The sequence below is a fragment of the Acinetobacter colistiniresistens genome (genome assembly GCF_024582815.1).
Classification (GTDB): Bacteria; Pseudomonadota; Gammaproteobacteria; order Pseudomonadales; family Moraxellaceae; genus Acinetobacter.
The window spans coordinates 1,312,566-1,333,491 of sequence record NZ_CP102099.1 but is presented as its reverse complement, the minus strand read 5'-3'; the positions used below and the strand labels follow the sequence as shown (position 1 = coordinate 1,333,491).

Here is a 20,926-nt window from a genome sequence, read left to right as displayed (position 1 = left end):
TGCTCCCTTTCACCCTCAATTTCTTCGAGTCTTGTTAAGAAATGTCCAACAATGAACCTTTTAAATACATTCCCTTTTCATAATAATGGCTCAAGGTTTTCCTCTCCTTCCCAGCAAGCTTGATTAGTCTCGGCATTTCTACGGGTGGTGAGTTGATCGCCATATCGATAAGAACTTTCTCTTTACTCCATTGGTGTTTTACTTGAATAAATAATGCGTTTTTATCACAGTTAATTAAGCTCATACTCGGCAAATGATCGCGCATCACCTTCTGACAAGCCACGTAAGCGACCAAATATTCCAGACGGCCAATCTCTTGGAACAAGTCTAGATAATGCGGCTCAGTCTTCTTGAGCTGTTGAAGGTAGTTTTTAGGACTCACTTCAATGGCTTTAGTAAACTCTTCAAGCCAATACTTAAAAAAAATGTTCTTTTCTTCACTTGCCAACAACCAATTCTCCAATACAGGAAAGTCATTGATGGTGGTATTTTTGGCGCGATAATAAGCAAAACTATTGGTCTGGTTTTTCGTCACCAGGCTCTGAATCCAGTCCAGGCTTTCATAAACAATAATACTGGCATCCAACCAAATTCCACCATATTGATACAGCAGATCCAAACGAATCAGGTCAGCCTTTTGTTGTGGGGTGATGTGCTGAAAACGATCAAAATCAATATTACAAAAGTCCTTGAGTGTGTCTGGTGTCAAAAAATTGACTTCATAGTGTGGATTGGTTTTTTTTACTTGCTCAACACACTTTTCTATAAACCCAGAGAGAGAGCCCTCCCAATACATCCATATTTTTTTAGGAATGATTGCATTATGCACAATCGGATTTAATACAATCAGATCTGCATCATTGTCTATGGCTTCATTTGTTCCTCTCTTTTTATTTGCATACATCGTATAAAATTTTAAGAGATAGAATATTTTTTTAATATTTTCATAAAAGGGACTCAGTCATGCTCTTAAACTGCTTTAGCTTGTTATTTAAACCAGGCAATCTATGCAGACAATTTTCATTAAAAATTAAATGTTTAAATGCATAAAAACGGTCACGCCACATGCGTTTCTGCTTTTTAAAAGCATGCGAAGAATCACGTTTTTCCAAATCCTTACGCTGAATACCCTGCGTTGCAACGGTACCCAAAATATCACTGTCCAATCCGGCAGGTTTTACAAAAGGGCCCCAAACACCTAAGCCTTTACCATTTTTACTGAGCCAGCCCTGAAAGAAAATATCGACAGGTACATTTATATTTTTACCACGTCTGACAAACTCTTCGGCCCCTTTACGAGACCAAAGCAAGCCGACCCCACGGATTGGAAAATAATAGGCATGCCACAAGTTATAATGCGCCATCTGAACAATATCTTTGGCAAGTTTTTTCTTTTTAGCTGCCAGATTGACCACATACCAATCTAATGCTTTATGCTGATCCAGATAATTGAGCAGCGACTCAAGATTGTGTTTAAAGTTGGGCAAAACCTGAATATCATCTTCCAGCACTAGCAAATAATCAGCATCGGTTGCAAGAAATTTTTCCACACAGCCATAATGGCTCAGATAACATCCCAGCTCTGAGTTGATCAGACTACGACCTAAAATTCGTTGAGCCTCTGCATCATCGTACTGTTTGAACTCTGATAAGTCCTTACCTCGCCCATCATAGGCTGCAAAACGAGTAAATGGCCAACCCTGTTGCTGTAATTGGGCTGTTGCATTGGCGAGACGCTGATCACTGCCATCGAGATTAATCAGATAAGTTTCAACTTTCATCATTTATCCTTTGGCCGTTTCAGCCAATAAAACTTTCGGGATATAGCCAGCCAATTTCTGGTTTAGGGCTGCATAAATTTCAGCAGCTGCCGCACCATTCAATTGATCCAGACTTTGCATACACCCGTATTTAATCTGTTCATTCCCCAGACTTTGCAAGAAGCGACTTAAACTGCTTTCATTTTTTAAATACGCAATTTCAAGATCAGGTTTCAGCAAGGCCTCATCTTTTTGAATTTTCAGATGATTCATCAATGAAATCGGATTGATTTGTTCTACACTGCGAAACTTATACTGAATCTGTTTTTCTAGAAACTGGGGATGGGCCAGTAAATAGTCTTGTAATATTTTTCGGTCAACTGCATGTGGATAATGATGAATTTCGAAAAACCTGTTAAATCCAAGTATATCTGCACCTAACATTTGTGCAATCATATGCTTAGGTTGTATTGGCTTGGCAAAATACTGATTTAAAAGCTGTCGATACCAAAGCTTGGCCTTGAGCGCAAAACTACTTTGCCAATGCCCGTAAATCACCATTTTCTGATCAACCAGAATATCGTCCAATTGCGCTGGTGCGTTAAAAAAGAAGTCATCATTCAAATAAAAAAAGTAATCAGACAACCCTTGAATATTCCAAATCATGCTTTCAATCGAACGCGTGTTGAAGGTCGGTAAGTATTGCTCATAACCTGCAAAGATTTCACGATGATCAACGATGCGAATTTTATCCGCCTCACAAATCCCATCCTGAACAAATTCATTAATCCACTGCGGTTGCTGACCGTCCGTCACAATATAAATGTATCGACAAAATGGAACATATTTTAAAATCGATGCAACGTTATAGTAAATTTCATGGTTGCTGGCAAAGCGGGTATCACTAATCGCATCAGAAGCTTGGGTTTTACCCTGATACTGCATGCGTTTCTGTTTTAACTTCGGATCATTACCATCCACCCAAGCAATTACCACATCAACCGGTTGCATCATTTCACTCATCAATTCACTCTTAAACGATCAGAAAGCTCGAAAATACGGCTCAGCATGTTTAATCTAGGGCCTATGATAACACCACTGTCCTGTTTACAGGCAGTCTCTTTTCGTAATGGCAGGGGGACAATAATCTCGATCATTTCATATAAATCAATATATTATAATTTTCTAAGTTTTCACAGCGATAAGGCGTTCAACCAACAAATGATTTCTTTGCATTCAGCAGATTTATTAATCCCAACTTAAAACCTCACAATCTTTAACAAAATCAAACCTTTTTGAATTATTTTACACCTAAACTCTCCATCTTTTTATTAGACGGATTTAGGTATTTTTATTATAATTACAGGTTACTTTGACGGGATTTAATCTTTTGACTGATGATTTATAACTACTTTGAGTATCAAGCAAAAATAATTAGAACTAAATTTGTCTCAGATAAAGCGTACTTGACTAAACGGTTTATCTGCAAATTAGGTTATACCCCTGATTTTTGCTCACCAAAAAGCTTCAATGAAAAAGTTACAGCCCGAATGATTTTCGAGCGAAGTCCCTTATTCACAAAATTAGCTGACAAATGTGCAGTAAGACAACTTGTTTCAGCTAAAGTTGGTGATGCCTATTTTGTTCCACTGATTGGCGTTTATACGTGTTTTGATGAGATTAACTTCGATCAACTACCCGACCAATTTGTTTTAAAATGTACCCATGACAGTGGTAGTGCCATGATCTGTCGTGATAAAAGTAAATTTAATATCACGGCAGCCTCTACTAAAATCAAAAATCATCTCAAAATGAATATGTATTTTAGAAAACGGGAATGGCACTACAAAGATATTTGCCCTAAAGTGTTGGTTGAACAGTATGTTGAGCTCTATGTAGATCCAGTCAGCCAATCCACCATTACGACGTGTCGTGTGCATTGCTTTGAAGGTCGTCCAGAATATCTTGAAATTGATGTCCAAGATGCACAAGGCAAAGACTATTCAAACATTTATGATACACAATGGCAGTTACAGCCATTTCGGGTCGATCTTAAAGATAATTCCCCATCAGCTTTAGCTGTGCCAAAACAATTGCAGGATATTATTCAATTGTCAGAAAAACTCAGTTTAGCATATGGCTATAGCCGGATAGATTTCTTACTTTCTCAAGATCATGTGTATTTTAGTGAAATCACACTCACTCCGAATGCAGGACGTATGGTGATTACGCCCGTAGAATGGGATTTTAAATTAGGGTCACTCTGGTTATCCTATTAACCCGTCCATGATGTATATCGAATCTGTTAGGTACTTATGAAAATAGCGATTGCTGGAACAGGATATGTCGGGTTGTCAAATGCAATGCTATTTGCACAACACCATGAAACTATTGCCCTGGATATCCTCCAAAGTAAAGTAGATTTACTGAACAACAAAGTATCACCGATTCAAGATCATGATATTTCAATTTTTTTAAAAGAAAAAAAGTTAAATTTCACAGCGACGACAGATAAACAACTGGCGTTTCAAGGTGCTGACTTTATTATTATTGCCACGCCCACCGACTATGACCCTCAAAGCAACTACTTTAATACCCAAAGTGTGGAAAGTGTCATTCAGGATGTACTGGCAATTAATCCGAACGCGACCATGATCGTCAAATCCACCGTTCCTGTTGGTTTTACTGAACAAGTCAAACAGAAATATCAAACCCAAAACATTATTTTCTCACCCGAGTTTTTACGTGAAGGTAAAGCACTGCACGACAACCTCTACCCTTCACGAATTATCGTCGGTGAGCAATCTGAACGTGCACAACAATTTGCAGATCTATTATTAGAAGGTGCCATAAAACAAGATATTCCTGTACTTTTGACTCATTCAACCGAGGCCGAGGCAATTAAGCTGTTTGCCAATACTTATTTGGCCATGCGAGTTGCATTCTTTAATGAATTAGATACCTACGCGCAAAGTTTCGGTCTGGATACCAAACAAGTGATTGATGGGGTTTGTCTTGATCCTCGCATTGGTAATCATTATAACAACCCATCTTTTGGTTACGGCGGTTATTGTTTACCCAAGGACACCAAACAGCTATTGGCCAATTATAACAATGTACCTAGCAATCTGATTAAAGCGATTGTAGATGCCAATCGAACCCGTAAAGATTTTATTGCCGATTCTGTTCTTGCCAAAAATCCAAGTACAGTCGGTATTTATCGCTTGGTGATGAAAAGCGGTTCAGACAATTATCGTGCCTCTGCGATTCAAGGCGTGATGAAGCGCTTAAAAGCCAAAGGCATTGAAATCATCATTTATGAACCGACCTTCCATGAAGATAGTTTCTTTAAGTCAAAAGTGACCCAAGATTTAAATGAGTTCAAGCAATCGTGCGATGTGATTATTGCCAATCGCCTCTCCAGTGATTTGCTCGATGTACAAGATAAAGTTTATACCCGAGATATTTTTGGAGGCGATGAATGAAAGTTCTAGTCACAGGTGCTGCTGGATTCATCGGCTTTAGTGTTGCAAAAAAACTGCTGGAACGCGGTGATGATGTGGTCGGTTTTGATAATTTTAATAATTATTATGACCCTTCTCTTAAAGAAGCACGTGCTCAGCAATTACAATTATTGGCTGAACGCCAAGATACAGGCAACTTTAGTTTAATCCGTGAAAACCTAGCCAATAAAGCCATTGTTGATCAATGTTTCCAAGATCATAGTTTTGATCGTGTAATTCATTTGGCTGCGCAGGCTGGTGTACGTTATTCACTTGAAAATCCACATAGCTATGTGGAAAGCAATCTGATTGCCTTTACCAATATTTTAGAAGCTTGTCGTTATGCTGAAACAGCGCACTTGACCTATGCCAGTACCAGTAGTGTCTATGGTGCCAATACCACTATGCCATTCAGTGAACAACACGGCGTAGATCATCCATTACAGTTTTATGCTGCAACCAAACGCGCCAATGAACTCATGGCACATAGCTATAGTCATTTATTTAAATTGCCAACTACAGGTCTACGCTTCTTTACCGTCTACGGTCCTTGGACACGTCCAGATATGGCTCTGTTCAAGTTCACCAAAAATATTTTTGAAGGCAAGCCTATTCCGGTCTTTAATCACGGTAATCATACCCGTGACTTCACTTATATTGATGATATTGTTGAAGGCATCATTCGTACTAGCGACAAGATTGCAACACCTGATGAGACTTGGGACAGCAACCATCCAAATCCATCCACCAGCAATGCCCCGTTTAGAATTTTCAATATTGGGAACAACCGTACAGTCAAACTGATTGAATATATTCAGGCCATAGAAAAAGCCGCAGGTAAAGAAGCGATTTTAGATCTACTTCCTCTGCAGCCTGGTGATGTACCTGATACCTTTGCCGACAGCTCTGCACTAGAAAACTATGTGGACTATAAACCAGCGACTTCAGTGATCGATGGCGTGAAAAACTTTGTTGATTGGTACCGCCAATACCACAATATTTAACAAGACTTAAAGCAAAAAATCAGGCGAAATGCCTGATTTTTTTATTCTACCTACCCCTTCTAAGGATACGTAACGCTTGGATTACTGCCAAGACTCTTTAATCCAGTCCGATGGCAACACATAACGATACCATTTACCACCGCCACCACTGATCGCATCTGGTGGATTAATCTCGCCATGGAAAATAATGATTTTCGCACCTTTCGGTTTTACTGGCGGCTGGAAATAAGCAAAGGGAACTCGACGCAAGCAGTGATATTTATAACTCTTGCACCAATCTTTATCCCAATAGCTCAGCTTGCCTTCTTTATGCACAAACCAAGACAGATACTCTTGTTCATTACGGAACTTTTGACTAATCTGTTTAAAGTTTGCACGAAAATACGGCAAAATGTCAGGGAAAGCTCCCAGTTTAAAACGATAAACTGAACTATTACCGGTGATGCGCCAAGGACGTTTCCAGTCATGAATCACCAAGAATTCTCCTTCCGCTTGGAAGAAGCAGTCAATATTATCAATGATCACTACATCCAGATCGAGGAACAGTGCATTACCTTTTAAGCCATAGAGATCCGGTTCAAACGTTGAAAGCTTATTCCAACCACGTTCAGGACTCCCCGCAGGTAAATCCAACGATGGAATTGGGAAACATTGAATATTGGGATCAATGCCCTCTGTACGATCCGTCAGGCAGACCATCTTAAAAGGCAAAGTCAGATGACGTTTGACCATGTTATACAAACGGTTGACATACTCAGCGCCATATTTGGTTCCCCACTTCATGCATAAAATCACATTGTCTTCAGGAGTTGCCGAATTTTGTTGAATCTCTACCATCTGATAACCTTAAATGCTTGAGATATGACGGCTCACTTTGTCGAAAAAAAACAAAAGTGTTCAATCATATGCACTGAATATATGCTCATCTTAGCATAGACCCTATGACTTTTTTTATTATTAATTCGTCAATAAAAAAGCGAAGCCTAAGCTTCGCCTTCGCACATATTAAACGCTTATTTGATATACGTTAACCAATGTGCATATTTGTCATTGCGGCCTTGTACCGCATCAAAGAAAGTCTTTTGAATCACAGTGGTAATCGGACCACGTGAACCACAACCAATTTCACGGTCATCATATTCACGGATTGGTGTCACTTCCGCAGCAGTACCGGTAAAGAATGCTTCATCTGCGATGTAGAATTCATCACGGGTAATACGGCGTTCAACCACTTCATAACCCAAGTCTTTGGCAATGGTAATCACGGTTTGACGGGTAATCCCTTCCAATGCACCACCTGCTAAATCTGGGGTATGTAATACACCATCTTTAATCAGGAATACGTTCTCGCCTGCGCCTTGGCAAACAAAACCTTGTGGGTCAAGCAACATCGCTTCGTCATAACCTGAACGTGCCACTTCCTGATGCGCCAAGATCGACACGGTATAGTTACCACATGCTTTTGCCTTACACATGGTTACGTTTGGATGGTGATGCGTGAATGATGAAGTTTTAACACGAATACCACGCGCCATGGCTTCTTCACCCAGATATGCCCCCCATCCCCATGCAGCCACTGCAGCATGAATAGTGTTGTCTGTTGCGGCAATACCGAGTTTTTCAGAACCAATCCAGATCAGTGGACGTAAATAGCAAGAAGCCAGTTTATTTTCACGCACCACATCGATTTGTGCTTGTTCTAATGTCGCTTGATCAAATGGAACATTCATCTGATAAATTTTTGCTGAATTTAATAAGCGCTTAGTGTGATCTTGCAAACGGAAGATTGCGGTACCCTTCGGGGTTTCATAAGCTCTGACGCCTTCAAAGACACCCATGCTGTAGTGTAGTGTGTGAGTCAAGACGTGAATTTTTGCATCACGCCAATCAACTAATTTTCCATCTTGCCAAATAAAACCATCACGATCAGCCAAACTCATCGCACATACTCCATTTTCTTTTTTACACAATTATTCACTTTCCAATGCTTGCGCAGTTGGATCAATTAATCTTTGCCATAACTTGCAAACGATCTCGCGGGTATCGTGCCAATCCGCAGCATTAACTTGCATAGATTGATTTGCAAGCGCTAGACGGTGGCTCTCAGCTCGTTCACGGAGATAAGCGTGTATTAATGCTGTGGCATCTTCACTGGATAAGCAGCCTGCTTGAGCAGCATCTTCTAGAATTCTTACATTGTCGGAAAAATGGGCGAGATCTGTATTCGTCCCACTCCATGCAAGCACAACATACTGTGCCATAAATTCGATATCAACGATACCACCTGAGTCCTGTTTTAAATGAAAAATCCCATGTTTTTTTTGCTCAGAAGATGATCCCAAATGATCTTTCATCTTTTGGCGCATTTTCAGCACTTCTTCACGTACTTCATTTTCATCACGCACTTGGGTCAGAATCTGACAGCGAATCTGTTCAAATTGCGTGCATAATCCACTATCTCCCGCAATCGAACGGGCACGCACCAAGGCTTGATGCTCCCAGAGCCAGGCACTTTTTTGTTGATATTGCTCATAGGCTTTTAGACTGGTGACCAACATCCCTGCTTCACCTGAAGGTCGCAGACGGGTATCAATCTCATAGACTCGTCCATCTAGTGTTTGCGTGGTCATTAAGGACATAAACTTCTGCGCAACACGAATCGCAAACTCAGCGCCACTGATACGCTTACGACCATCGGTTTCACCTTGCTCCTCAAGTGCATGGATAAACACCAAATCTAAATCGGAACCATAACCCAGTTCAATGCCACCCAATTTGCCATAAGCAATCACCGCAAAACCTTTTTTATCGAGACTGCATCGTTGCCCATCATTGCCGACTGGATAACCATGACGCTGTGCAACCGCTTCATAAGCCAAGCGTAAAGTCGCTTGTACACTCACTTCAGCAATATCCGTGAGCGCATCGGAGACTTTCATCAACGGACTTTCCGCCAACACATCACTGGCTGCAACCGTGAGTACATTACTCTTTTTAAATAAGCGCAATACCCGCATCTGATCTTCAACTTGATCAATCTCGATGCGCAACAATTGCTGACGCAAAGAATCTTCCAGATCTTTGCGTTGTGGCAGACCAAAATCCATCGACAGGAATTCATCCAACAGCACAGGATATTGCGCCAGTTCCTCACAAATCCACGGGCTGACGGTTGCCATCTTGACCAACCGCTGCAACGCGCCACGGCTTTCCATCAACATCACCAAATACACGGTACGGCGTAACACCGACTCGATCAAAGGCATCAAGCGCAACAGTGCCACTTGTGGCTGATCCGACTGTAAAATTGCTTCGACCAAATGCGGCCAGAATTTCTTTAAGCGCTCTAAGGCACTGGCTGGAATTTTGCGTAACGCTTGCCCATGCCAGAAGTTTTGAATCAGGTTCTTGGCATCATCATCCAGTACCACATTGAGCTTTTGTTCAAGCTGAACAAAATCATCGACCGGCTCAGCAAACTCTTTTTCTTGAATCAACTGTTTAAACTGGACTTTGACTTTGTCACGTTTCTGATTCAACACCTCTAAGAATGCAGACCAATCAGCAAAGCCTAATGTCTCCAGCATACGCTGTCTCAGCTCGGGTTCAGTTGGAAGAGACTGGGTTTGCTGATCATTCAAGGCTTGAATGGCATGTTCGACTCGTCTTAGGAATAGATAGGCATCTTCCAGATCAATCACTGCTTGCTGATCCAGCAATTCGGCTTCACCCAAGTGATGTAGATTCACTAAACATTGACGATCTTGCAGTTCACGCTTCGATCCACCATAGATCAACTGGAATACCTGCACAATAAACTCGATTTCACGAATCCCGCCTGCACCCAATTTAATATCCTCTTCGATATTACGGCGCATGACCTCACGTTCGATCATGGCTTTCATTTCACGCATGGCAGCAAAAGCGGAATAATCGACATAACGACGGAATACAAACGGACGCGACATATCTAACAATTCTTCGCCCGCTTTGCCGCCCGTAATCACCCGTGCCTTGATCCATGCATAACGCTCCCATTCACGCCCATGCTGGCTGAGATACTTTTCCAAACCACTATGACTGATTGCTAAGGCTGAACCATCGCCCCACGGACGCAAACGCATATCGACACGGAATACAAAACCATCTGCGGTAATATGATCGAGCAGATAAATCAGCTTCTGTCCCCACAGAATGCAGAATTGCTGTACATCAATACATTTACGTCCATTGGTCTCGCCTTGCTCATCGAAGGCAAAAATCAGGTCAATATCACTGGATAAATTCAGTTCTTGCGCGCCGAGCTTGCCCATGCCAATCACAATCAGATCTTGTAACTGGCCTGAATAACCGATGGGCTCACCGTGTTTGGCTAATAAAGGTGGTAGTGCAAAGGTTTTAGCGGCACAAATACTGGCATCGGCAAAATCGGATAGCTCACGTGTCAGTGTGACGACATTGGTGAGTTGATTGGCATCTTGCCAAATCCAGCGAAACATCAGCTTGGCACGCAAGATACGTAAGGCTTTCATCCACGCCTGTTCGTCTGCGAACTCAGCCACAGCCAGTTGCACTTTTTGATGGATGGTTTCAGTCGACAGCGAGTCCAGAAATTGATCTACGGAATAGTCTTGTTCTAATTCTGCTTGGTATAAATTTAAAACTTGTTCAGCATATTGGCTTGCAACTAAGGTTCTTTGTAGCTGTTGCGCATTCATATAAAAAGGCTCGACTGATGTCAGGTCATCTTGGATTAGTTATATCAGTTACAAGCTTATCTTTAAAATCTCTTTAGACTAATTTCGCTTTGCTTTTTTGTTGATCCGTACATAAATCAACCTGTTCTCGTTCGATTGGCAACAACACTGTAAACACTGTGCCTTCGCCCTCATTGGAGCTGACATTGATTTCACCCAAATTCATTTCCACAAAGCGCTTACATAAACTTAAGCCCAGACCAGCCCCCTTTTCCCCCGCTGTACCTTTATAGCTCATGGTAATCCGCGGCTGGAACAAATTTTTGATTTGCTCTGGGGTCATGCCTAAGCCCGTGTCTTTGACATAGATTTCGACATAGGTGCCTTTATGTTGCGCTTGGATATAGACTTTGCCTGTACCGTCCACATCGGTAAATTTCAGCGCATTGGAGACCAAGTTCTGAATCACCGAGGTGATCATATTCATATCAGCATAGACTTTAAGATTTTCATCTACTTCATTAATCAGCTGAATATTTTTCTTAATGGCCAAGGTTTTGAGAATATCAGTCACGATATTGGTAATTTGGCGCAACTTGAAGTTGATCGGGTGATAAACAAAGCGCCCACCTTCAGCCATCGACCAATTCAGTAAACTTTCTAATAAGTTATAGGTCGATTGTGAGGTATCGTAAAGATAGTCGGCAATATTCTGAATACTGGATTCGTCTAAGGTTTCACGTTCTTTGGCCAAGATTTCCGAGAAACCAAGCAAGCCATGAAATGGTGCACGTAAGTCATGGGAAATAATCGAAAAGAATTTGGTTTTACTAAAATTCAGTGCGGATTCTTGTTCGTATAATTCTTTGAGTTCATCGTGGTTAAATTTCAATTCCAGCTGTTGCATGAAATTGATGCAATGCTCTTGCAGCAGTTGTTTTTGTAATTCACTAAAGCCTTGTGCAGCTTCATCAAACAGGATGATATAACCGAGTGAAGTTTGGTCTGGATGTCTAAGATGTAGAGCGACCGCAGATTGAACTTTCTTTTTCAGGGGTGCGAGAAATGCCAGTAAAGTTGAGTATTGCGGATGACCGCTATCGACCAGATCTCCATTCACAAATAGCGTATTTAAGCTTTTGGTAATTTTTGCGGAATCAATGGCTTTGAGTTTTTCAGGACAACGATGCCACAGGTAAGGTTCTTGGTGAAATGACAGCAATGCGGTACTGGCTTGCATCAGTTTTCGGTTAAACTGTAAAAATTGCTCAAGCAAGTTCTGCTCTGAAGTTAGCCCCAAAGAAAGAGAGATTTTACAAGCACTTAACTTTTCGGCTTGCTGTAGTTCTAATAATTGAATCGTCATTCCCGCCTCTCGAATATTTTCGTTATACGGTTCTTTACGTTTTTTAAAAAAAATGTGAAAACTATCACTCAGTATTAACAAAATTTAACAGAAAAGGCAATTGTTGATTCAATCAATTCGCAACAAAACGTGAAATTTCATTAAATTTTAACTTGAGTCTAATCCAACTCAATAATTTGAACTTTAGTATTACTAATATTTGGGATAACTCGACCATTTCAATCGAAACACTTATTGAACAGGCAGGATTGAAGCCCCAGTTGGCCAAGCTTAAATGGATTGTTGAAAAAGCTGTTCACACATACTCGATGGGTGGCTTGACCATTCAGCTTGAAGCGTCAATTTAGTCTTCTTTCATAATGACTGTGTTAAGTATTGCGTCATTAGGAATTTCTAACCTTTGAATCGTGTCATTTTTTTCAAATTGCAAATAGGTGTTTTTCCCAATACCTTTAAAAAGTATTGTGACTTCAGATATAGGATAGTAATTTTCTTTTGAGGTTGCGGCTTTAGAGCCTACTATTATTTCTGCATACTCTTTCTTGACATAGATAATTGTTTTCTCTTTCCTCATACTAACTAAATTCATAGAAGAAGAAATCATTTTAAAGGGCACATTAAACTGATATGCACTATAAAAAATGGGAAAAACACAACCACCAAAAGTGAAAACCTGACAGTATTTTGATTATCAATATTTTTAAAATTAATTCTATTTATTATACCTTTATAAAAAGATGAATCATCTTCAACATCAACATGATCTTTAAGTCTGTAAAAAAGTTATATTCCTTAGACAAAGTATAAATTACATTAAAAAAGGAAAGAAAAGAGGCCAATTAGTACAGCCCAAATGATTCCAAATTTATCAAATTCAAAAATATAAGAGGAATTAAAACTAATGGTGCGAGAAAAATATAAGTACTTTTTTAACTTTAGGGGTAAGAAATCTATTTCTTCCTTTCTCTACACCTAACCATTTATTAAATTTAGAATCTAATAATGTTCTAATTTTTTTACTCGAAATCTTAACAAAAATAGAAGAAATAGCATTCCAAATCATCATTCCTATTACAATTTCAGACAAAATAAAAAACAGTAGTAAAAACCAAAAACCATTGCGATAAAAAGAGGACAAAGCCATCACCCAAAGATATTTCATTAGGTAAATATTGAATTTCTATAAGATAATAAATTAAACATGCTGCCCCCAAACCTATGCCAAATTTAAAAATAGGTAAAAAATTTCAACTAAAAATTTCAAATCATTGAAAATTATTTTTTGAATTGGAGAAAGCATTTTAACCAACCTTCTTTTCTATTTTGATTAACATTATTTTACTGTCTCAATGTAATTATTAGTTATTTGATCTATCACTTGGATTATCTGCTAAGGCACTCGACTTCACACTTTTAACCAACTCAGCACTCGCTTTGATCAACTCTGTTCCTGCTGAAAGTTGGTCTTGCATCAGATCCCCAATTTTATCATTTTGGCTCTGATCAAATTCTTTACCAAAAAACTTAGGAATCAAATCTTTATAAATTTCAGAATGAAATTCACTATCCACCTGCCTCAGATAGTTTGGTAAAGCATTTAACTCTAACGAAGTCTGATTTGCTTGATCATGCAGTTTGCGAAAATGACTAGATCTTCGGATAAAAATTGTAGCTAAGGTGATAACTATAGATATGATCGTCAGCTTTGTGATAAAGAAGAATATAGCTAATGTTTGTGCTTCTGATGATGATTTCTGTATTGCTTTAAAAATAGCAATCATTTGAAAATTTTGAAAAAATTGACTGGTTAAATAATAGAAAACCCCTAATAGAATCAAGAGTAAAACATCATAAAAACGCGCTGTTTTTATATACTTTTTGCAGCATTAGAATAAATATCCTCTGTAGGTTTGCTTTCTAATGCTTCTTTAGCTGAGATGACTGACTTTACACTATTAGTTGCTTTTTCAACTTGCTCCTCTAATTCAGAAATTAGTCTATTTGCCTTACTCTCTCTTTCTGCAATTCTTTTTGCTGTTAAGTAAACTTGAAATACATCATCAAATTTATTAATAACTTTATCTAAGTCCAATTCATAATTTATGCTTTCTTTAGGTTCCAAACTTATCAGTAGTGCTTCTAATTCTTCTAATTCCTCTAAAATAGTTGAATTTTTTATCCAAAAACAATATATTCCGGATTATCCATATAAAAGCTAGAGATATTAGTAGAAAATCTGTCTATAAATTTTTTAAAACTATTTACTTTCTTCTGTATAAACTCATATTCAACATTACTCTGGTTTTCCTTCTCAATACTCTCTAATTTACTTAAAAATCGATAGAATGGAAATGCTAGATCTGTTGCCGCATTTTCATAAGCATTTCTTGCTTTATCAAAATCTTCCTGAGAAAGATTATTTATATTTAAAGTCATCACTGTTCCATTTTAAAAATATTTTCTGACCCCATGCATCACTCCACTTTGACCCTATCCCTCAGGTCAAAAAAATAACAAGGATTGTATCAAAATGAACTAATCTTTCTATCTAAAAATAAACAGTAGAAATATAAAAGAATAAGAATTCTAAAGAACGAAATTGTTTGGCTAAAAAATTAAATTATATTGTCCATATCAAAGCAAAATCTGTGGCAGATATAGGAATCTGAAAATATTTTTCGCATTTGATGGAAATCCAATCCAAGACTTTTTGCATAAAAAATTTTCATGTGAAATAAAAATATATTTTATTCAAACCATTCAAAAACTTAGTTAAGATTTTTTACCAACCTATTTATAATTTTTAATTTCCCCATTAAAAACCCCAAGCCTTTAATACCAGCTTGGGGTCTTTGAATCTTGGTCCCGAGGGTCGGACTCGAACCGACACGTCATCTCTGACAGCGGATTTTGAGTCCGCCGCGTCTACCAATTTCACCACCTCGGGAAGAGTGCGATGCTTTGTGTTGCGTATAATAACCTGTTTGATTTTATTGTCAAACACTAACTTACGCTTATTGCTCACTTTTAAATCACTCAGATATTTTTCTCTCAATAAACACGCGAACTCAGCGAGAAAACGCAAAAAAGACTATACTACGCCCAATTTTTGCAATGTTTTAGATGTATGCAACTCTCCGACTTTTCGTTTGATCTCCCTGATGAACTTATTGCTCGCTATCCATTAGACAGCCGTAGCGCATCTCGCCTGCTGCATATCGATGCCCAAGGTCAATATCACGACCATAGCTTCACCGATATTCTCGATCTACTCGAAGACGGTGATTTGCTGGTACTAAATGACACCAAAGTCATGAAGGCACGCTTAAAAGGTAAACGTGCTACAGGCGGAGCTATCGAAGTTCTGGTTGAACGCATGTTGGACACCCACACTGCACATTGCCATATCAAATCAAGCAACTCACCTAAAGCAGGCGCAGAACTGTATATCGGTGAAGATGCTGTGCCTGTCACGGTACAAGGTCGCCATGAAAATCTGTTTGTGGTGAAGTTTTCACAACCAATTCTGTCAGTACTGGATCAATACGGTCAGCTGCCGATTCCACCTTATTTCAATCGTGAAGCCGAAGAGATTGATACCGAACGCTATCAAACCGTCTTCCACGACCCTGAAAAAATTGCCAGCGTTGCTGCGCCGACAGCAAGCCTGCATTTCGACCAAGGCTTATTAGACAAACTAGCCGCTAAAGGCATACAAAAAACCTTTGTCACGCTACATGTCGGTGCAGGAACGTTTATGCCTGTGCGTACCACAGACATCACCAATCATATTATGCACAGTGAATGGTGTGATGTACCGCAAGCCACCATTGATCTGATTTTGGCAACCAAAGCACGCGGTAACAAAGTCATTGCGGTAGGCACTACGGCGACCCGTGCCTTAGAAAGTGCAGCACAAGCCAATCAAGGTAAAATTGCAGCTTGGACAGGCGATACCCAGATCTTTATCTATCCAGGTTATCAGTTCTGTATCGTAGATCGTTTGATTACCAACTTCCATTTACCAGAATCGACCTTACTGATGTTGGTTTCAGCGCTCTCGAATCGGGACAATATCTTGGCTGCTTATACCCATGCAGTAGAACAACGTTATCGCTTCTTTAGTTATGGCGATGCGATGTTGGTGGATAAGCTCGACGCTTAATAATGATCAATCGACTAAACTACGGTTTAGTCGATTTTTTAAAATGATGATTTAAAAAATTATGCCATTTATATCAAAAAAATTCAAACAAACTTTCAAAATCAATTTATGCATAATCAGGCAACCTTAGAAAATATTGAGGCCATTCGCCAATTGCTTGCAGAGCAGCCCTCACCAGAAACGCTTATTAGTCGCTTAAAACATTGGCAAGGCAAACAAACCCTATTCATCAAGAATTATCTTTACTGGGCGCTGGCCACCCTGAGTCTCATTTTTTTATTGGCAGGCCTTTTGTTCTCAGCCTACTATCTGATAGTTAGTGTTGTTCTGTTTAGCCTTGGCATCCGTTATCGTATTCCCACAAGTGAACTGGAAAACTTAAAAGAACAACTCAGAGTTTATATGCTGGAACAGACCTATAAGGTGAAGTTTCAGCAGGATGAACCACCCTTAAATCATGCATTACTGGATCACCCTTTATTTCAATTCGGCGATACAGACAATACCGTTACAACTTTGCTTGCTGGACAAATGATAGTTAAAGAAAAAACCTATGATTATTCAGTTTTTAAATATCGTTACGCTTATTCTGTCGAAAAAACCGACGAGCAAGGTCAAACTTTCTATGAAACCCACCATTCTAATTTATGGGGTGTGTTGATGGAAAACTTCCCATTTCAGGGCATCAGTATTTCAGCCGCGCATAAAAGTCGTTGTCATCTTGGCATTGAATGGCAATCCAGTGACATTCGCTTTAATCAAAAGTATCAACAAAGTGGTGTCAATGAGTTTGAGTTTGTTAAATTCTTAACACCAGAGCGGTTACTGGCACTTGAGAATATGATGCTGGCTTTTCATAGTGATTTTTATGTTGATCCACACACAGGCTTAATGTGCTGGTTACTCAATGAATCTCCTTTGGCAGAAAATAATTATTTATTTCAGGCGATTACAGTGAATGAATTGGCTGAAAAACTGGAACAACTGCAAATGCCAAAACTGCAACATTTACAAAATGCATTTGCCAGTTTACTCAAGACGCTATAATTTTATTTAAAATAATTAAAATAGCTTACAAGGCTTCTTAGTTTCTGAAATTTAAAGCATAATTCAGCTCATACAAAGCAATTATAATGAAATAAAACCTCCATGCCGATCGATACAGTACAACAAGCTCTCCACATCCGACGCAAAAAAAATGCGCAGGTGTTCCGTAATATTGCCCGGTTGTGGGAGGCTGGACAAAAATCACATAGCGATCAGGATTTGTTAGATGCACTGCATCCTTGGCGTGAAGATCATAATCTGTGTTTCTTTAATGCCCTTCCCTACCTACTGGGTATCATCAGTATCGGAACGCTGGTGTTTGGCTATTTTATCCATCCATATATTCAATATATCTGGAGCCTGCTCGGGGCATTTCTTACCGGTTTTCTGGCCTATCTGCTCTATGAACCACAGGAACCATTAACACGTGTGATCAACTATCTGGAACAACGTATGACCATATTACGCTATGGTTTGCAGTTCCAGCAACTCCCTGCTTATCTCCCCATTCAAGCGCAACCGATTTTGGTGATGAGCAAATTAAAGCAACATTTCCCACTGTTTAACCGCGGCAGTGAGTCCAATGAGATTACCCACTACGCCTCTACGACTTGGCATGATGGCAACACAGAACATCAGGTTCTCCTGTTTCAATATCATTATGTCAGTGAAATGCCGATTCTTCAGGATCAAAACAGTGATAAAAAAATTGTCAAAGAAATGCATAAAGATTTATGGGGTGCTTTTATTTTTCAAATGCCAGCTTTGGGAATTGCCGTCAGCAATCAGCGCTCAGATTTTTTTGAACCATATACCAGTTCTTGGCAAAGCAGCGACATTTTGATTAATCAAGAATTGAATATCTTTGGCTTGAATCAGCATCAACTCGCCAAAGAAGTCAGCCCGAGCCTCACTTTAAAACTACATGATTTTTTTCAACATTTTACAGGAGATTTAATTTATCATCATCAAGAACAAATCCTGTGTTACGTGGGCGAACAAAATCTTTTCGAAACCGCCAGTAAACGCAACGACATCCATGATATTCCTGCATTGCGTGGACATTTACGCACCATGACCATGCCGCAATATCAGACGTTTCAACAATGGATGCTGAATTTAATTCGTTAATCATTGAGTAATAACAATAAGGGGAATGGCGATGACTGGTTTACTTATCTTTTTAGGTTTTTTTGTACTCCTGATCGTGTGGGGTATTTCTATCCGCAATACCATCGTACGTTATTTTAATGCCACCAAACGGGCATGGTCAGAAGTGGCCAACTTCGAGCGTCAAAAAGTAAAGACTCTGGAAGCCTTGGAAGCCACACTGGATCAATACACCCAGTTTGAAAAATCGACCTTGGAAAAAGTCACCGAGTTGCGGCAGCAGATTCTCAACCTGAATGTGAATGACACTGATATTTCTCAACTACAACAGATCGAGAAAATGAGTAAGGAGTTGATTCGCAGCCTGAATGTGGTGGTCGAGAATTATCCTGAACTGAAAGCCGATGCGTTGTATAGCAAGATGATGGATGATATTCAGGAACAAAACGAAAATGTTGGTGCAGCAATCACCATCTTTAACCGCAATGTGGAATTGTTTAATAACCAGATCGAAGTGTTTCCAAACAACCTGATCAATACCCTGACTTTATCGAAGAAAGCCATTCGCCCATTTAAGGATAATCTGGCGACTGAAAATTTTGACTATAAACCGAATTTTTAGTGCGGTAGTTATAACATTTTAGCGTCTTACAGTTATCTCACTCATTTCAGCAAAAACCTTCGGTTGGAGTTACTTTTGTTTTGGCAAAAGTAACCAAAACCCTTGCACAGCTTTAATCGCTGTTCATAGACTGACGGTACATCCCTGCTACCGCAGTCTAACGCGGCGGCATCCATGCCGCCATCTAGATAGCAAATTCCCTCACAAATTTCGCATTACAAAATGCAAAAACCTTATTCACTTAAATCAGTATTTGCTCATCAACATTCGAGCAAATATCACCCAAAACTTATCAAACTAAATCTATTTTATCTCTCGCTACATTTAGTAGTAGAACTACACGCCATAATCGGGGAAAATAGCCGCTTTCGATCAGCGAACTGTTTTTTCGCCTTCTTGCGCTGCAATCATAGTAGCACTTCGATCTTGCTCAGGTTATTACATGAAATTTGAAAAATTAGGCCAGTCGGGGCGCGCCCGTCGTGGTCGACTTACTTTAGAACACGGTGTGGTGGAAACCCCGGTGTTTATGCCCGTTGGTACCTACGGTACAGTAAAAGGCATGCTGCCTCGTGATATTGAAGAAATTCAGGCACAGATTATCTTAGGAAACACCTTCCACTTATATTTACGTCCAGGTTTGGAAGTAATTAAAGAGCATGGCGGTCTGCACGAGTTTATCCAATGGGATAAACCGATTTTGACCGACTCTGGTGGTTTCCAGGTCTTCAGCTTGGGCGCAATGCGTAAAATCAAAGAAGAAGGTGTAACCTTCCGCTCTCCGATTGATGGTTCAAAGGTATTCTTGTCTCCAGAAATTTCAATGGAGATCCAACATGTACTGAATTCAGATATCGTGATGATTTTTGATGAATGTACCCCTTACCCTGCCACGCATGAAGAAGCGCAAAAATCATTGCAGCTTTCTTTACGTTGGGCAAAACGTTGTAAAACCCACCATCATGACGCGCTCAAGAATAAAAATGCCTTATTCGGCATTATTCAAGGCGGCATGTACGAAGACCTACGAGATGAATCACTCAAAGGCTTGTTGGAAGTTGGTTTTGATGGTTATGCGATTGGGGGGCTTTCGGTCGGTGAACCGAAAGAAGAAATGATCAAGGTACTTGATTATTTACCCAACAAAATGCCGCAAGACAAACCACGTTACCTCATGGGTGTGGGTAAACCAGAAGACATCGTCGAAGCAGTTCGCCGTGGTGTCGATATGTTTGACTGTGTGATGCCAACCCGTAATGCCCGTAATGGTCATTATTTTGTCACCGATGGTCTGGTCCGTATCCGTAACAGTAAATATCGTCATGATAAAGGGCCTTTAGACCCACATTGTGATTGCTACACTTGTAAAAACTTTACCCGTGCCTATTTATATCATTTAGAGAAGTGCGGTGAGATGCTTGCATCAATGCTTGGCACGATCCACAACTTGCGTTACTACCAACGTCTGACGCAAGGTATGCGTGATGCATTGGATAATGGCACATTTGATGAGTACGTTCAGGACTTTTATGCCCGTCGTGGCTTAGAAGTTCCAGCATGTCCAGAGGACTAAGCTGAACGATTTGCATCAAGATTTGCGCCTGATCGCAAGACAAGGTACATTGCAAAACGAATTGGAATTTATTATTAAT

At 39.7% G+C, this 20,926-nt stretch carries 19 protein-coding genes, 1 tRNA gene and 1 pseudogene; 9 read left to right on the top strand and 12 right to left on the bottom strand.

Features of this window, described 5'->3' with window-relative positions; genetic code table 11:
- Window positions 1-34: 34 nt before the first annotated feature.
- From NQU59_RS06465 to NQU59_RS06455, 3 genes and pseudogenes are all read right to left on the bottom strand, one after another.
- A complete protein-coding gene (locus NQU59_RS06465) occupies window positions 35-904 on the bottom strand; it encodes a glycosyltransferase family 32 protein (RefSeq protein ID WP_257065355.1) in 870 nt (289 codons plus the stop codon).
- A gap of 121 nt (window positions 905-1,025) precedes the next feature.
- Window positions 1,026-1,781, bottom strand: a pseudogene (locus NQU59_RS06460) (glycosyltransferase family 25 protein); the annotation flags it as partial.
- Window positions 1,782-1,784: 3 nt separating this feature from the next.
- Entirely contained in the window at window positions 1,785-2,783 is a 999-nt protein-coding gene (locus NQU59_RS06455) for a Stealth CR1 domain-containing protein (RefSeq protein ID WP_005244261.1), read from the bottom strand.
- A gap of 374 nt (window positions 2,784-3,157) precedes the next feature.
- Between NQU59_RS06455 and NQU59_RS06450 the strand changes: the two genes are divergently transcribed.
- Genes NQU59_RS06450 through NQU59_RS06440 form a run of 3 tightly spaced genes read left to right on the top strand, consistent with a single transcriptional unit; the run spans window position 3,158 to window position 6,267 of the window.
- Window positions 3,158-4,039: an ATP-grasp fold amidoligase family protein gene (locus tag NQU59_RS06450; RefSeq protein WP_005244263.1), complete on the top strand. Its 882-nt coding sequence runs from the start codon at window positions 3,158-3,160 to the stop codon at window positions 4,037-4,039.
- Window positions 4,040-4,075: 36 nt separating this feature from the next.
- Window positions 4,076-5,245 carry a nucleotide sugar dehydrogenase gene (locus NQU59_RS06445; RefSeq protein ID WP_005244265.1) on the top strand — a complete coding sequence of 390 codons (1,170 nt, stop codon included), beginning with the start codon at window positions 4,076-4,078 and terminating at the stop codon, window positions 5,243-5,245.
- On the top strand, window positions 5,242-6,267 hold the full coding sequence (locus NQU59_RS06440) for an NAD-dependent epimerase (RefSeq protein ID WP_005244267.1): 1,026 nt from the start codon (window positions 5,242-5,244) through the stop codon (window positions 6,265-6,267). The genes NQU59_RS06445 and NQU59_RS06440 overlap by 4 nt, the downstream gene beginning before the upstream one ends.
- Window positions 6,268-6,348: 81 nt before the next feature.
- On the opposite strand, the gene NQU59_RS06435 is transcribed toward NQU59_RS06440, so the two are convergent.
- The 4 genes from NQU59_RS06435 to NQU59_RS06420 form a co-directional block, all read right to left on the bottom strand.
- Entirely contained in the window at window positions 6,349-7,104 is a 756-nt protein-coding gene (locus NQU59_RS06435) for a hypothetical protein (protein ID WP_005244269.1), read from the bottom strand.
- 176 nt (window positions 7,105-7,280) lie between these two features.
- A complete protein-coding gene (locus NQU59_RS06430) occupies window positions 7,281-8,207 on the bottom strand; it encodes a branched-chain amino acid transaminase (RefSeq protein WP_005244271.1) in 927 nt (308 codons plus the stop codon).
- A gap of 30 nt (window positions 8,208-8,237) precedes the next feature.
- Window positions 8,238-10,985: a bifunctional [glutamate--ammonia ligase]-adenylyl-L-tyrosine phosphorylase/[glutamate--ammonia-ligase] adenylyltransferase gene (glnE, locus tag NQU59_RS06425; protein ID WP_257065354.1), complete on the bottom strand. Its 2,748-nt coding sequence runs from the start codon at window positions 10,983-10,985 to the stop codon at window positions 8,238-8,240.
- A 73-nt stretch (window positions 10,986-11,058) separates the two neighbouring features.
- On the bottom strand, window positions 11,059-12,330 hold the full coding sequence (locus NQU59_RS06420; RefSeq protein WP_043971056.1) for a sensor histidine kinase: 1,272 nt from the start codon (window positions 12,328-12,330) through the stop codon (window positions 11,059-11,061).
- Between the two features lie 152 nt (window positions 12,331-12,482).
- On the opposite strand from NQU59_RS06420, the gene NQU59_RS06415 reads away from it, so the two are divergent.
- Entirely contained in the window at window positions 12,483-12,677 is a 195-nt protein-coding gene (locus tag NQU59_RS06415) for a hypothetical protein (RefSeq protein ID WP_257065353.1), read from the top strand.
- On the opposite strand, the gene NQU59_RS06410 is transcribed toward NQU59_RS06415, so the two are convergent.
- The 5 genes from NQU59_RS06410 to NQU59_RS06390 form a co-directional block, all read right to left on the bottom strand.
- Window positions 12,674-12,934, bottom strand: coding sequence for a hypothetical protein (locus NQU59_RS06410; protein ID WP_257065352.1), 261 nt, complete (start codon window positions 12,932-12,934; stop codon window positions 12,674-12,676). The genes NQU59_RS06415 and NQU59_RS06410 overlap by 4 nt on opposite strands.
- 754 nt (window positions 12,935-13,688) lie before the next feature.
- A complete protein-coding gene (locus tag NQU59_RS06405; RefSeq protein WP_257065351.1) occupies window positions 13,689-14,168 on the bottom strand; it encodes a hypothetical protein in 480 nt (159 codons plus the stop codon).
- 29 nt (window positions 14,169-14,197) lie between these two features.
- Window positions 14,198-14,452, bottom strand: a complete 255-nt coding sequence (locus NQU59_RS06400; RefSeq protein ID WP_257065350.1) for a hypothetical protein — start codon at window positions 14,450-14,452, stop codon at window positions 14,198-14,200.
- Between the two features lie 53 nt (window positions 14,453-14,505).
- On the bottom strand, window positions 14,506-14,766 hold the full coding sequence (locus tag NQU59_RS06395) for a hypothetical protein (RefSeq protein ID WP_257065349.1): 261 nt from the start codon (window positions 14,764-14,766) through the stop codon (window positions 14,506-14,508).
- A gap of 424 nt (window positions 14,767-15,190) precedes the next feature.
- Window positions 15,191-15,277 (bottom strand) — tRNA-Leu (locus tag NQU59_RS06390).
- Window positions 15,278-15,457: 180 nt separating this feature from the next.
- On the opposite strand from NQU59_RS06390, the gene queA reads away from it, so the two are divergent.
- From queA to tgt, 5 genes are all read left to right on the top strand, one after another.
- On the top strand, window positions 15,458-16,495 hold the full coding sequence (gene queA, locus NQU59_RS06385) for a tRNA preQ1(34) S-adenosylmethionine ribosyltransferase-isomerase QueA (protein ID WP_257065348.1): 1,038 nt from the start codon (window positions 15,458-15,460) through the stop codon (window positions 16,493-16,495).
- Window positions 16,496-16,603: 108 nt separating this feature from the next.
- Window positions 16,604-17,542 (top strand): hypothetical protein, encoded by a 939-nt coding sequence (locus tag NQU59_RS06380; protein WP_257065347.1) that lies wholly within the window; start codon window positions 16,604-16,606, stop codon window positions 17,540-17,542.
- A gap of 102 nt (window positions 17,543-17,644) precedes the next feature.
- A complete protein-coding gene (locus NQU59_RS06375) occupies window positions 17,645-18,673 on the top strand; it encodes a hypothetical protein (protein WP_257065346.1) in 1,029 nt (342 codons plus the stop codon).
- Between the two features lie 31 nt (window positions 18,674-18,704).
- Complete coding sequence (locus NQU59_RS06370) at window positions 18,705-19,274, top strand: LemA family protein (RefSeq protein ID WP_257065345.1); 570 nt, start codon at window positions 18,705-18,707, stop codon at window positions 19,272-19,274.
- A gap of 442 nt (window positions 19,275-19,716) precedes the next feature.
- On the top strand, window positions 19,717-20,847 hold the full coding sequence (tgt, locus tag NQU59_RS06365) for a tRNA guanosine(34) transglycosylase Tgt (RefSeq protein WP_005244303.1): 1,131 nt from the start codon (window positions 19,717-19,719) through the stop codon (window positions 20,845-20,847).
- Window positions 20,848-20,926: the final 79 nt, after the last annotated feature.

What these genes read in the sequence shown, in the direction of transcription:
- queA (WP_257065348.1), top strand. Translation starts at nt 15,458, where the DNA reads ATGCAACTCTCCGACTTTTCGTTTGATCTCCCTGATGAACTTATTGCT.
- NQU59_RS06445 (WP_005244265.1), top strand. Translation starts at nt 4,076, where the DNA reads ATGAAAATAGCGATTGCTGGAACAGGATATGTCGGGTTGTCAAATGCA.
- NQU59_RS06410 (WP_257065352.1), bottom strand. Translation starts at nt 12,934, where the DNA reads ATGATTTCTTCTTCTATGAATTTAGTTAGTATGAGGAAAGAGAAAACA.
- NQU59_RS06465 (WP_257065355.1), bottom strand. Translation starts at nt 904, where the DNA reads ATGTATGCAAATAAAAAGAGAGGAACAAATGAAGCCATAGACAATGAT.
- NQU59_RS06455 (WP_005244261.1), bottom strand. Translation starts at nt 2,783, where the DNA reads ATGAGTGAAATGATGCAACCGGTTGATGTGGTAATTGCTTGGGTGGAT.
- NQU59_RS06430 (WP_005244271.1), bottom strand. Translation starts at nt 8,207, where the DNA reads ATGAGTTTGGCTGATCGTGATGGTTTTATTTGGCAAGATGGAAAATTA.
- NQU59_RS06375 (WP_257065346.1), top strand. Translation starts at nt 17,645, where the DNA reads ATGCCGATCGATACAGTACAACAAGCTCTCCACATCCGACGCAAAAAA.
- NQU59_RS06370 (WP_257065345.1), top strand. Translation starts at nt 18,705, where the DNA reads ATGACTGGTTTACTTATCTTTTTAGGTTTTTTTGTACTCCTGATCGTG.
- NQU59_RS06440 (WP_005244267.1), top strand. Translation starts at nt 5,242, where the DNA reads ATGAAAGTTCTAGTCACAGGTGCTGCTGGATTCATCGGCTTTAGTGTT.
- NQU59_RS06395 (WP_257065349.1), bottom strand. Translation starts at nt 14,766, where the DNA reads ATGACTTTAAATATAAATAATCTTTCTCAGGAAGATTTTGATAAAGCA.
- tgt (WP_005244303.1), top strand. Translation starts at nt 19,717, where the DNA reads ATGAAATTTGAAAAATTAGGCCAGTCGGGGCGCGCCCGTCGTGGTCGA.
- NQU59_RS06435 (WP_005244269.1), bottom strand. Translation starts at nt 7,104, where the DNA reads ATGGTAGAGATTCAACAAAATTCGGCAACTCCTGAAGACAATGTGATT.
- glnE (WP_257065354.1), bottom strand. Translation starts at nt 10,985, where the DNA reads ATGAATGCGCAACAGCTACAAAGAACCTTAGTTGCAAGCCAATATGCT.
- NQU59_RS06380 (WP_257065347.1), top strand. Translation starts at nt 16,604, where the DNA reads ATGCATAATCAGGCAACCTTAGAAAATATTGAGGCCATTCGCCAATTG.
- NQU59_RS06450 (WP_005244263.1), top strand. Translation starts at nt 3,158, where the DNA reads ATGATTTATAACTACTTTGAGTATCAAGCAAAAATAATTAGAACTAAA.
- NQU59_RS06420 (WP_043971056.1), bottom strand. Translation starts at nt 12,330, where the DNA reads ATGACGATTCAATTATTAGAACTACAGCAAGCCGAAAAGTTAAGTGCT.